Annotated in this window: 6 protein-coding genes; 3 read left to right on the top strand and 3 right to left on the bottom strand. The window is 61.4% G+C overall.

What is annotated here, in order from left to right; translation table 11 throughout:
- Positions 1 to 941 (bottom strand): iron-containing alcohol dehydrogenase (locus BLU74_RS13435; protein WP_089768170.1); only part of this gene is annotated, 941 nt, incomplete at its 3' end.
- Positions 942 to 1,132: 191 nt separating this feature from the next.
- Between BLU74_RS13435 and BLU74_RS13430 the strand changes: the two genes are divergently transcribed.
- The 3 genes from BLU74_RS13430 (at position 1,133) to BLU74_RS13420 (ending at position 5,624) form a co-directional block, all read left to right on the top strand.
- The gene (locus tag BLU74_RS13430) at positions 1,133 to 2,647 is read left to right on the top strand and encodes an aldehyde dehydrogenase family protein (protein ID WP_089768168.1); all 1,515 of its coding nucleotides are present in this window, start codon (positions 1,133 to 1,135) and stop codon (positions 2,645 to 2,647) included.
- 183 nt (positions 2,648 to 2,830) lie between these two features.
- Entirely contained in the window at positions 2,831 to 4,762 is a 1,932-nt protein-coding gene (locus tag BLU74_RS13425; protein WP_089768166.1) for a sulfatase-like hydrolase/transferase, read from the top strand.
- An 88-nt stretch (positions 4,763 to 4,850) separates the two neighbouring features.
- On the top strand, positions 4,851 to 5,624 hold the full coding sequence (locus BLU74_RS13420) for an IclR family transcriptional regulator (RefSeq protein ID WP_089768163.1): 774 nt from the start codon (positions 4,851 to 4,853) through the stop codon (positions 5,622 to 5,624).
- Positions 5,625 to 6,667: 1,043 nt separating this feature from the next.
- Here BLU74_RS13420 and BLU74_RS13415 read toward each other — a convergent pair.
- Complete coding sequence (locus BLU74_RS13415) at positions 6,668 to 9,937, bottom strand: PAS domain S-box protein (protein WP_089768161.1); 3,270 nt, start codon at positions 9,935 to 9,937, stop codon at positions 6,668 to 6,670.
- Complete coding sequence (locus BLU74_RS13410) at positions 9,934 to 12,036, bottom strand: HAMP domain-containing methyl-accepting chemotaxis protein (protein WP_089768158.1); 2,103 nt, start codon at positions 12,034 to 12,036, stop codon at positions 9,934 to 9,936. Before BLU74_RS13410 ends, BLU74_RS13415 begins: the two co-directional genes overlap by 4 nt.
- Positions 12,037 to 12,677: the final 641 nt, after the last annotated feature.

The raw sequence follows: 12,677 nt of genomic DNA, 5'->3' as shown, positions 1-12,677 counted from the left end.
GCGGGGTATTCTTCGAGGTTGTACCGCATCACCGGCGGCGTGAACACGGCGATCGCCTCGCCGTGCGGAATCTCCGGATACATTCCCCCGGTCACCTCCGCCAGCGAGTGGATCGCTCCGAATCCGGCGAAGTTCTCACAGAAGCCCGCCATATGCGACCCGAACAGGAGCTGTTCGCGGGCCTCCATCGCGCCCGTTTCGTAGGCGTCTGGGAGGTGCTCCGGGACGAGCCCCATCACGTGCCGCGTGTAGGGCTTGACCAGTTCGGGCGCGCCCGCCGCGACGTGGTTTTCCAGGGCGTGTGAGAACGCGTCGAATCCCGTGGCGGCGGTCTGTCGCGGCGGGAGCGACGCCGTCAGTTCCGGATCGACGAGCGATACGTCGGCACCGAGATACGGGCCGTCCGGGTACAGGGGCGGTTGGCCGATCGCCATCTTGAACTCACGGTCCGGAGCGGTGATCACCGCCCAGTAGTCCACCTCGCTCCCGGTCCCGGCCGTCGTCGGAATCGTGATCAGCGGATGGGTGTGGTTCTCGATACTGCCGGCTGTCACGTCTTCAGGCGTGTTCACCTCGTACTCCGGAAGGGGCCCGTCGTTCGTCTTCAGCAGCGTCGCGCACTTCGCCGTGTCGATGACGCTGCCCCCGCCGACCGCGACGACGACGTCAAAGCCGCCGGCGGTGAGCGTCTCCAAGGCGTCGGCGACCATCTCCGTCGTCGGATTGGGCTCGACCTCGTCGTAGACCGCGTACTCGATCCCTGCGGCTTCGAGCGAGGCCTCGACGCCGTCGACGATGCCAGCGTCTCTGATTCCCTGGTCGGTGACCACGAGGGCACTCTCCCATCCCTTCGCGTCGATCACGTCGCCGGTCCGCTCGCTCGTTCCGTTCCCGAACTCGACTGAGATTGGGAACGAGAGCGTGTATTCGCCGAGGCTCATCGTATCGCGCTCCGTTCATCGCCGTTCGTCGTCCGACACAGTGGGTAGTCGTGGCTATACTGGGGCATCCGTCCGCCACTTCTGGAAGTCATTGTAAAAATGAGAATGTAGAAGAAAATATTACTGCTTCGTTACCGGCCGGTGGTCGCTCTCGGGCGAAGTTTTTTATACGCAGATTCAGGAATGCGACTATGAGCGATGCCCACACAGACGATGGTACCCTCATCGAGAGACACCGCGCGAAACACGACGAGGCAACGAGCGACATCGCGTTCGGTGCGTGGATCGACGGTGAGCGACACACAGCGGGGGCAGAGCGGAGCGTCGAGGACCCCGTAATCGGACGCCCCATCGTCGACATCCCTCTCAGTGACTCGGCTGGCGTCGATACCGCAGTCGACGCCGCGTGGACCGCGTTCGATCGGGAGTGGGAGTCGATGACCGTGCGCGAGCGGTCGGCCCGGCTGTTCGAGTGGGCCGAGGTCTTAGACGACCACACCGAGGAACTCACGCTGCTCGAGTGTCTGGATTGCGGGAAGCCGATCTCACAGGCCCGGGGCGAGGTCGAGGGTGCGATCGACACGCTGGAGTTTTATGCCTCTGCCTGCCGGGCGCAACGCGGTAGTGAGATCCCCGGCGGCGAGGACCTCCACCTCTACACGACGCAGGAACCCTACGGCGTCGTCGGACAGATCGTGCCCTGGAACTACCCGCTGTGGGCGGCCGCGTGGAAACTCGGCCCCGCGCTGGCTGCCGGGAACGCGTGCGTCCTCAAGCCCGCGAACGACACCCCGCTCTCGACGATCCGGGCGGCGCAGCTCTCGGCGGGAATCTTCCCCGACGGCGTGCTCAACGTCGTCCCGGGTTCGGGCAGCGAAGTCGGGCAGGCGATCGCCGAACACGACGACGTCCGGAAGGTCTCGTTCACCGGGAGTACGAACGTCGGCAGCGGCGTGATGCGCGCGGCGGCCGACCGAGTCGCGCCGGTGACGCTCGAACTCGGCGGCAAGTCCCCGTTCGTCGTCTTCCCCGATGCCGATCTCGACAAAGTCGTTGAGGCCGTCGCAGACGGTATCTTCTACAGTACCGGGGAGATCTGCGACGCCTTCTCGCGGGCCATCGTCCACGAGTCGGTGGCCGAGGAGTTCACCGACCGATTCGTCGAGCAGGCCGAGTCGTACGTGCTCGGGGATCCGCTCTCCGAGGAGACGACGATGGGCCCGCTGACGTCCGGTAGTCAGTTCGAGACCGTGATGGAGTACATCGAGACCGGGAAAGCGGAAGCCGAACTGCTCACCGGCGGCGGGACACCGGACGACGCGGACCTCTCCGACGGCTGGTACGTCGAGCCAACCGTGTTCGGTGGCGTGAGTAACGAGATGACGATCGGGAGCGAGGAGATCTTCGGGCCGGTCCAGACCATCCAGACGTTCGAGGACTACGACGAGGCGATCGAACTGGCGAACGACACGCAGTATGGACTCGCCGCGGGTATCGGGACTGAGCGCACCTCGCTGGTCCATCAGACCGCCGACGATCTGGATGCCGGGCTGGTGTACGTCAACGAGTACGGACCGATCCTGCCGGATGCCCCGTACGGCGGCTTCAAACGCTCGGGCTTCGGGAAGGACCTGGGCCTCGAAGCCTTAGAGCACTACCAGCGCACCAAGAGCGTCTACGTGAACCTCGACGACCCCGAACTGTGACTCACTCGGGCAGTCGCGAGACCCGATACGGATCGGATTCGCCCCGACACCGAGCGAACTCACCCTGAGGCTCTCCGGCGGACACGACCGGTCTCGGTCGGTTGCACCCGCCGCGGTCTGCCGGAGAGCGTCCCCGTCCTTGGAAAAGGTTTATTTGACACCCCAAGGGAGTCGGTGATGTGTATGACTAGCAATAGCACCCCGAACGTGGTGTGTTTCGTCGCCGATCAGTTGCGATACGACCACCTCGAGTGCAACGGAAACGACGTCGTCGATACGCCGAACATCAACGCGCTGGCTGAATCTGGCGTCTCGTTCGACCGGACCTACACGAACAACCCGATGTGTATGCCCGCCCGCGCCACGATGTTCACCGGGCGGAACCCGCATCGGCACGGGGTCCGATCTAACGGCGTCCACCTTCGCGAGAGCCTCCCGAACATTCCGCAGCAACTCTCGGATGCGGGCTACCGGACGCACGCGGCCGGAAAACTCCACCTTCATCTCTACACGCTTCCGGCCCCCCAGCAGGTTTCACACATCGCGGCGGAACTCTCCGAGCGCGCGGAGACCGAGTTCGGCGAGCGACTCGGCCAGGTCCTCGACGAGGTCCTCCGTGACCTCCTCGAGTGCCCCGAGGACCTCGCTGCGGGACGGGAGTCCGTGGGATCCCACGAGGGGTTCTCGAACCGCGGTGACAATCTCCTCTTGCAGACGCTCGAACGGATTCACGTGCCGAAGTGGTCCGACGGCGCGCTGCTCTTTCAGGAGGCCGCCGCGGAGGCCGTCTCCGGGTGGCCGACCGACGAACTCTCCGAGGCCGACTGGGAGGCGTTTGCCGAAGAACTCACAGCACGCCTCGGGGAGATGTTCGAAACCGTCGACGCGACCGCTTACGACGACCTGTCGTTCGACCCTGCGGAGTTCCCCGAAGCTCGCGAAGTGTGGGAATCAGGCCTTCTCTCTGCACTTCCCGAGCCCTTCTACGGATTCGAGACGACCGACTTCACCGGCGGCCACGTCAACGAGATCTACGGCGAATACAAGCGGTGGCTGCAAACGAACCATCCTGACGCCTACGAGCGGATCTCCTTCGACCACCCAGACAACGTCCGCGGGGATACCTTCCAAGTACTCAGAGAGTGGTCGCTTCCGGCGGAGGCGCACTACAACCACTGGATCAGCGACCGCAGTATCGAGTTCCTGAACGAGCAGGACGAAGACGACGATCCGTTCTTCCTGTGGTGTTCCTACCCCGATCCACACAACCCGTATGCCGCCCCCGAGCCGTGGGGTTCGATGTACGACCCCGACGACGTCGAGTTACCCACGCGGAGTGAGGCGGAATTCGACGCGCTCCCGGAGTTCTATCGCGACGTGTACGAGGGCGACTTCTTCCAGTTACAGGGACTCTACACCGATCCGGGCCCGGAGGTCCAAGCGGAGGCGATCAAAGAGATCATCGCCGTCACCTACGGGATGGTCAGTTACCTCGACCACGAGGTCGGTCGCGTCGTCGACGCGCTGGAGCGGAACGGACTCCGAGAGGACACGATCGTGATCTTCCTGTCGGACCACGGCGAGATGATGGGTGATCACTGGATGATCCGGAAGGGTCCCTTCCAGTTCGAGGGACTGCTTCGCGTGCCGATGATCTGGAGCTGGCCCGGTGAGTTCCAGGCGGGCAAGCGTGTCGAGACGGTGACGAGTCACGAGGATCTGCTGCCTACGATGCTGGACCTCTGCGGCGTCACATCGCCCCACGCGGTCTACGAACCGTCGTATCGAAACGGGCCAGAGACGTGGCCGGGCGAATCGCTGGTCCCCCTGCTCACGGGCGAGGCCGATCCCCGAGACCGGTCGACCGTCGTCGAGACCGACGAAGACTACCTGGGCATCTGGCCGCGCACGCTGATCAACGACCGGTACAAGCTCACAGTGTATCCCGAGCAGGACTACGGCGAACTGTTCGATCTGCACGAAGACCCAGCGGAACTGCACAACCTCTGGGACGACGAGGACGCCGAATCGCTCAAGAACCGTCTCTACCGCGAGCTTCTCGATCAACTCGTCCTGCAGGAGGGGGCTGTCCCGAGTCGTCGCAACGTCGCCTGACATTCGACGCGACGTCGAACGTCGAGAACTGGTATTCGGTATCGCAGAACAATACTTTTCTCCCTCCGAGTTGTGCGATAGCGTACCGATGACAGACGACACCGGAATCCGGGTAAACGCCCTCGAAACGACCAATTCCATCATCCAGGCGCTAGACGAGTTGAACGGCGCTCGCGTCACCGAACTCGCCGCCCATCTCGACCGACCACAGAGCGTCGTCCACAATCACCTGACAACTCTCAAACAGCTTGAGTATGTCGTGCAAAACGGAAACCAATATCAGCTGGGACTTCGCTTCCTCAAGTTCGGTGAACGGGTCCGACACCGGTCGACGCTGTACAACTTCGCCACGTCGGAGGTGCAGAAACTGGCTGCGGAGTCGGGGGAGTTGATCACGCTGCTCACCGAAGAACACGGACGTGGGATCTACCTCGACATCGGCCAGGGCAGCCAGGACATCGAGTACCCTGCGATAGCCGGTGCACGAACCTACCTTCACTGCTCTGCGACCGGGAAATCGATCTTGGCGCACCTTCCCGAGGAAGACGTCGACGCGATCATCGACACGCACGGGCTCCCCGCGCAGAGTTCGAATACGATCACCGACCGGGCTGAACTCTACGACCAGTTGGAGACGATCCGCGAACGGGGCCTGGCGTTCGATATGGAGGAGTTTCGCGAGGGGATGCGATCGGTCGGCAAACCGATCCTGCTGCAGGACGGGACACCGATCGGTGCGCTGAGTATTGCCGGGCCTGTCCACCGGATGAAAGACGACAGGCTACGAGAGGAGATGCCGGAACTGCTTCGCCAGTCGGTCAACGTCGTCGAACTGAACCTCAACGATCCAAATATCCAGTGAGTCATTGCGACACAGTGCCATACGCTATTCTGTCATCGTGAATCATACGGTGGGCCTTGTTTCGACCGTTTGCTGTCTCGATACGCCTGTATACGACTACAGACGTCAGCTATCGGTCGAGAGACGGATTCGTCGTCGCCGAATGGGACAGCGTCGGCCCGTCGGCCTCCCATTCCGTTCTGTTGACACGCGGCTAGCAACCCACTGAGCCCTCCAATAACAAGAGTACAAGTGTTATACATATTGTTCGATCCCCGAGCGACACCGTCCACCGCGATCGTATCCGATAGACGTCCAAAATTATCATCTATAATCATATATAAGTGAGATAATGGAAAATGCGTTCGGGATGTACTACAATCCCGGTCTTAACCCGACCCCGAATTTACCGGACTATTATACTGCTATTATTGCACCTTTTCGCTAAAATACCGCGATTTTTGATAAAACACAGTTATATTGAAGCTGTGGCATCACGCGATCCCCTGGATCGGCCGAACTCAAAAGATAAATAATATTAACTGTAGAGAAATTTTACCACTAAATTAGATAAATTAGTGATCATCACTGCGTCATAGCAATTCCGTCACGCCGAACAACGAGCGCTCCTCGCCCCGGGTTTCGCCCCTCTCCGCGTTTCTCGACAGGGGTACCGATTCGCTGTCGTTGAGTCGGGTCAATCGACCTTGGTCCCGCGGTCAGCGTCCTCAAGGATCGAAAAAATACGGGAATCCCTCGTCTGGAAGTCGCCGGTGGTGGTGGTCCAACCACGTGCTGTGAGTTGCTCAGTCGGATACGCAAAGTCACCAACGACTCTTACGTTTCTGAGCGTTGCTCCTGTGAGTCACCGACAGCTCGTACTATCCTGTGCTGAGGATTCCAGCGGCGACGTCACCTAGTAGCGCGAAACGACTCACCACCACTAGTGCCGAGTCACTCGACTTACGATCGCTACCGTTGAGACTCGGAGAACGCTTATCGCTTGGGCGCCTACCCGTCTCGCGCTCGGGTGATCGATCTCAGTCGCTCATCGCCGCGGCCTCTTAGCTGGTTGGAAGACGGACCGTTACGGTCGTTCCTCCCGAGTCGTTTTCATCGAACGACAGCCCTCCGTTCGAACGGCGGACAACCTGATTAACGAACCAGAGGCCGAGTCCCGTTCCATGGTTCAGGGCACTGATCTCTCCGTCCACCGTCAGCACATCCCATTCCTGTTTGGGAATTCCCGGTCCATCGTCGCGTATCTTGATCTCGGCCATTGTCTCGGTACACTGAAGCTGGATGTCGACGATCGGCTGTTCCTGGTCGGAATGGACAATCGCGTTCTGGACCAGCTCCCGGACCGCCTCACCGATCTCACTCGGGGTTTTCGCCTGACATTCGGTGGTCAGGTCGGTCTGTAGCACCGCCTCAGAGTACTGCGTTTGCAGATCCGAGACGACCCGTCTCGTGGTCGACGCGACGTCCACCGTCACTGTTTCAGCGGTCTCAGTCAGTAGTTCGGTGATTCTGTGTTGGTGCTCGGCCATCTCGACGAAGTTGCGACTCTTTTCAAGTATCTTCTCCACGTCGGCTCGTACCGCGGGTGATCCGCGTGCTTCGATCAGTTCTGCGCGTCCCTGGATCACGTTCATATCGTTCTTGACGTTGTGACGGAGAATCCGACTGAGCACTTGCAGTTGCTCTCGGTTCTCCTGTGCTTCGGATACGTCCACAATATGGACGACGTAGCCACTGATAGTGTCGTTGTGCGTCCGAAGCGACGAACTCCGTGACTCTCCCGTGAACACCTGCCCGGAGTTCTTCCGATAGTTGACGAGACGCGATTCGCTGGGGACGTCTGTCTCTTCGAGCAAGCGCTCTACGGCCGCCTGCTCGTCGGTGATCGTACTGAGATGGCAGCCTTCGATGTCTTCGCTTTCGTACCCAAAGAGGTCGACGAAGCCGGGGTTGTACGTCGTGATGCACCCGTCGGGATCTGTCACGACGACGGCGCCGCTGACGCTGTTGAATAACGATTCGTAGCGTCGCTTCTGCGCCCGTATCTCACGGGTCTGTCGAACCCGGTTCGTGATGTCGCGCACGACGCCGATCCCGACCTCTGGCTCTCCGTCGACGCTGAATTCGATCTCGCCGGTCTCCTGCACCCACCGTGTCTCGCCGTCCACGATGATTCGATGTTCGATGTCGTAGCTGCCGTCGATGAGCGCCTCGTTCCACGCGTCGTCCACCGCGGCTCGATCTTCGGGGTGGACCAGTTCCAAGAACCGTTCGTAGGTCATCGGCGTCCCGGGTTCAAGCCCGAAGATCCGATAGCATTCGTCGGACCACTGCAGTTCGCTCTTGCCGATTTCGAGTCCCCAACTGCCCATATTGCCGATCTCCTGGGCCTGTACCAGATGGGTCTGTATCTCCTGTTCTCGCTCCCGTCGCTGCGTGATGTCCCGAGAGATCACCGCAACGCCACGCTCACCGTCCTCGAGTTCCACCGGCACGAGCCGCTGCTCGGTGTGTATCTTCCCGATCGATTCAATGTAGAGATCGAACTCCAGACTCACCGTCTCCGTCCCGTCGGGATCTGCCAACCGTTCACCGGAGTCGGGTTCGACGCTGTACAGCACCGCGTCGATCACGTCCAAAAACCGCTGCGGGTCCTCGTCCGGTGCGGCTACTGCTTCGACGACGGAGCGAACCGGGAGTCCCTCGGCGGCCTGCACCGGCACGTCGGCGAAGTCGGTCGCCGCCTCGTTAGCGAACCGAATCCGCTTGTCGCTGTCGACGAGCACCGCCTCTTCGTCCATCGTCTGCACGAGAAGTTCGTGCGTTTCCAGGCGTCTGGCCTGCTCTTTCTCCTCGGTGACGTCCTTCTGGAATCCGACGAAACTCTCCAGTGTGCCATCTTCGGCTCGCACCGGGGCGATCGACAACCGGTTCCAGAATGCGGTCCCGTCCGCCCGATAGTTCCGGAGCGTGAGTTCTGTCTCTCGGGCTTCGTCGATCGCGTCACGAAGTTTCGCGACCTGCTCCGCATCGGTCTCCGGGCCCTGCAGGAGCCGACAGTTCCGGCTGACGGCCGCTTCGCGCTCGTATCCGGTGATCTCGGTGAACTTCTCGTTCACGTAGGTCATCGGGTTATCCTCCTGTGAGGGCTCCGTGATCGTGATGCCGATTGGCGCCGTATCGAGCGCTCGCGTCTTTCGTCGGAGTTCCTCTTCGCGTTCCTTCCGATCGGTGATGTCCTCGTAGATCGCCACGAAGTGGGTCACCGATCCCGATTCGTCCATCACCGGCGCGATCGTGTGGGTGGCGACGAACTGCGTGCCGTCCTTCCGTTCGTTCTCGATCTCGCCGCTCCAGACCTTCCCATCGAGTACGGTCTCCCACAGGTCGGCGAAGAACGCATCGTCGTGTGCCCCGGAACTCAGCACGTGGGGCGTCTTCCCGCGTACCTCAGCAGCCGTGTAGCCGGTTAGCTCCTCGAACTCGGGATTCGCGTACTCGATCTCCCCGTCCACGCCAGTGAAGAGGACAGCGTGCCCGGTGTGCTCGATCATCTGTTCGAACTTCTGCAGGCGCTGCTCGCGCTCTTTTTGCTCTGTGACGTTCCGGGTCGATCCGACGATCTGCGTCACCTCGTCATCGACGATCACCGGCGCGATGCTGGTCTCCCACCACGACCCGCTGTCGAACCCCGCGAGGTGCTCCTCGTACGTGCGGGGCGTTCGTCCGCGCACGCAGTCCGCGTACCGCTCGCGAACGGCCGCGCTGTCTTCCTCGTCGGTGATCTCGCGTATCGTTCTCCCCTGGAGTTCCTCGGCCGATATCCCGGTGATGTGCTCGTATGCCGGGTTGACCTGGTTGACACGGAACGTCTCTCCTCCGTCTTCGACATCGATGACGAACAGTCCATCCTGCGCGTTCTGGAACAGGGTGTCTTTACGTTCCAGTTCGTACAGCCGCTCTTTCTGTTCTGTGATGTCGCTGAAGACGATCGTCACCCCCGTCTGATCCGGGTGGACTCTGACCTTCCACCACTTCGCTAACTGATCGTTGTACCGCTCGAACGACGTCCGCTGGTCGGTTTCGATCGCCCGCTCGATGGCATCCTGTGCCTTCGTCCCCCGAGTGCTCGGAAAGGCCTCCCAGACGTGCTCCCCGAGGAGGGAGTCGGCGTCGGTGTCGAGGAGTTCCGTCGCTCGCGTGTTGACGTAGGTGTACCTGAGGTCCTGGTCCAACGCCACGACGCCGTCGGATACTCGTTCGAGTGCGTCGCTCCGTCGCTGTACCGCATTCGGTGGGGTCCCGGTGCTCATCTTCGTCTGTGTCCTCCGGGCGGGTCGCTCTCATCGTCCGGTGCGGGGCGACCCCCGCCGTCGGCCTGGACCGACGCCTGGTTTGCAGGCGTAGAGACGCGGTGGTCCAGATCCGACACCCCGTCACGGATCTCGAACATCGAAACCTGGTCGTGGAGCGTCTCTGAGAGCTGCGAGAGGTTTTCGACGGTTTCGGCGACTTCCGAGAGCGACGCCGTCTGTTCCTCCGTGGCGGCAGAGACGTTGCTCGCTTCCGCAGCGGTCTGTCGGCTCACACTCGAGACTTCGTCCGCCATCGCGACCACCTCCTCTGTGGAGGCAGCCTGATCGTCCGTCGCGTCGCTGATCTCCTGGATGCCGGACTCTGCGTCTCCGACCGCGGACGCGATATCGTCGAACATCTCGATCGCGTCCTCGATGGTTGCAGCGCCGCGCTCGACGCGTTCGCTCATCGTCTCCATCCCCTCGACAGTCTCGATAGTCGTCGCCTGAATCGCCGTGATCCGCTGTTCGATCTCGTCTGTCGCATCGGCGACGTCTCCGGCGAGCGCTTTGATCTCGTTGGCGACGACGGCGAACCCTTCACCGGCCTCCCCCGCACGCGCGGCCTCGATCGAGGCGTTCAACGCGAGCATATTCGTCTGCTCAGCGATCCCCGTGATCATCCCGACGATCTCGCCGATCTCGTCCATCCGCTCGTCGAGCGTCTCCACGTGCGCGGTGGTCTCGGTTGCCTGCGCCTCGATCGCTTCGATCTCTTCGGTGGCCGTTGCGGCGTACGTTTGGCCCGTTTCGCTCCGCTCGACGGCGGTCCTCGCTGTCTCGGTAACCGCTTCTGCGGAGGAGGCAATTTCCTGTACGGTCGCAGACATATCGTTCATTTCGCCGGCGACCTCCTGCAAGTTCTCGCTTTGCTCGTCCGCGCCGTGAGAGATCTCTTCGACCGAGTCGGCGACTTCCGCACTTGCCTGCTCGATCTCTGCGGTGCTGCCCGCGACCTCTTCGCTGGACGCGGCCACGTCGTCGGCGATCTGCTGCACGGCGCTGACACTCTCGCTCATCTGCTCGATACCCTCGTCGAGGTCCCGGAGGGTAGCGCCGTACTGTCCGGGGTAGTCGGTCTGGAGCCGTCTGTCGAAGTCGCCGGCGCTGAGCCCGTCGCTCGCCCTCCTGATTTGTCCGAAGCTCTCAGACAGTTGATCGGTCCCCGCCTGGAAATTCTGCAACACGGTCCCGTACTGCCCCGGTTGTGACGCGTCGACGTCGTGGTCGAACTGCCCGGTTTTGAGCCCAGTACTGACGGCGTCGAGTTCGTCGAAGGTCTCGTTGAGGTTCGCCTGCATCTCGGTGAACGCGTCGACCATCCGCCCCAGCTCGTCGTTCTCGGCGTGCGCTTCGACCTCAGTATCGAGATCGCCGTTACTGGCCGCGATGGCCGCTTCCGAGAGTTGGGTGACGGGAGCCACGATGCGTCTGGCGACGAACAGTCCGACGACGATGGCGACGAGGAAAGCGCCGATAGTGAGTCCGACGATCTCCAGTTGCGCAAGCCGCGTCGTGCGATCGGCGATCGCTATCTGGGACTGTACGTCCGCCTGTGCCGATTCTTCGATCGCGCTTGCCGCGACTTCCATCTGTGACCCGACGGAGTCCATCTCGTCGGCTTTCTCTTGGGCGAGTGCCGTCTCGCCTGATGCTTTCGCCTCGAAGAACTCAGTGCCGAGCGTGTTGTATCTCTCGTGTTGTGATCTGAGCGTTGTGAACTGTTCTTCCTGCTCCGAGGTCAATTCAGCCTCTTCGAGTCGCTGTGCCTGTGCTTCGAACTGTTCATTCGCGTCTTCGAACTGCTGCCGTGCCGTCTCCTCACCGAGTTGGCCGGCCTGTATCGCACCCTGCTGCCGCTCGACGGCCACAATCAGTTTCGCCGCTGAATCCATCTTTTCGCTGTCCGCCGCGATGCGATGTGCCTCTTCGTCGACGGTGGCAACTGCGGTATAGCCGACCGCGCCGGTGATGACGACGAGCGCGGCGACGAGGAGAAAGGCGATAATGAGTTTCGGCCGCAAATCGAGACTATCGATCGTCAGTCGTTCCAGCACAATCGTAATATCGAGGGTGGTAACATAAATCGATCGGCAGATGATTGTGTATCTATCAATATTCTATCCTACACGCTATGACGGGACTGGAAATAAAATCGTAATTTGTCGTGTCTACAGACGGATCGATCGCCTGATCCGAGCGCGCGGCACCGAACACTCTTGCAGAGTGACAGAACTATCATCACTGTGCTCCGACTGGTATTATTACGAACTGAATTCACAGACGGCGAGTGGCTGCTGCACCCAATAGCGGCTGAAATGAACGCGCTCAGGTAGTTCGTGAACGAGATTCACCGCATCTCCGGGTGGATTTCCTCACTCGGTCCACTACTCGTCCGGCCCCCTGTTCTGGCCGGGTCGGAGTGAGCGACGTCTCGTCTCGGCTTGATCGTGGGGAACGACGGCGAACAGCAGCCGGTCTCCGAGGGCCGTCGGACCCGTCCAGTCCCCTCCGATCGCGGCCCCACAGCGAACCGCGGTCGAGCGGCTGGTGCGTGCCACTGGGCTCTCCTCTTGGAGTATCTTCACTGCAGACCAGCGGTGACGGATCGACGACCCGGGATCTGTGCGGCGTTGCATACGACCGGTCGATATCCTCGAATACTGCGGGTAGGGCGACGAGCACCGGGGTGTCAGCA

Source organism: Halobellus clavatus, assembly GCF_900107195.1.
Classification (GTDB): Archaea; Halobacteriota; Halobacteria; order Halobacteriales; family Haloferacaceae; genus Haloquadratum; species Haloquadratum clavatum.
The sequence above is the reverse complement of the archived record's forward strand: the minus strand, read 5'-3'. Positions and strand labels throughout refer to the sequence as shown.

Bases quoted from the DNA above. Each gene is read 5' to 3' on its own strand.
- BLU74_RS13430 (WP_089768168.1), top strand. From the start codon at position 1,133: ATGAGCGATGCCCACACAGACGATGGTACCCTCATCGAGAGACACCGC.
- BLU74_RS13425 (WP_089768166.1), top strand. From the start codon at position 2,831: ATGACTAGCAATAGCACCCCGAACGTGGTGTGTTTCGTCGCCGATCAG.
- BLU74_RS13420 (WP_089768163.1), top strand. From the start codon at position 4,851: ATGACAGACGACACCGGAATCCGGGTAAACGCCCTCGAAACGACCAAT.
- BLU74_RS13415 (WP_089768161.1), bottom strand. From the start codon at position 9,937: ATGAGCACCGGGACCCCACCGAATGCGGTACAGCGACGGAGCGACGCA.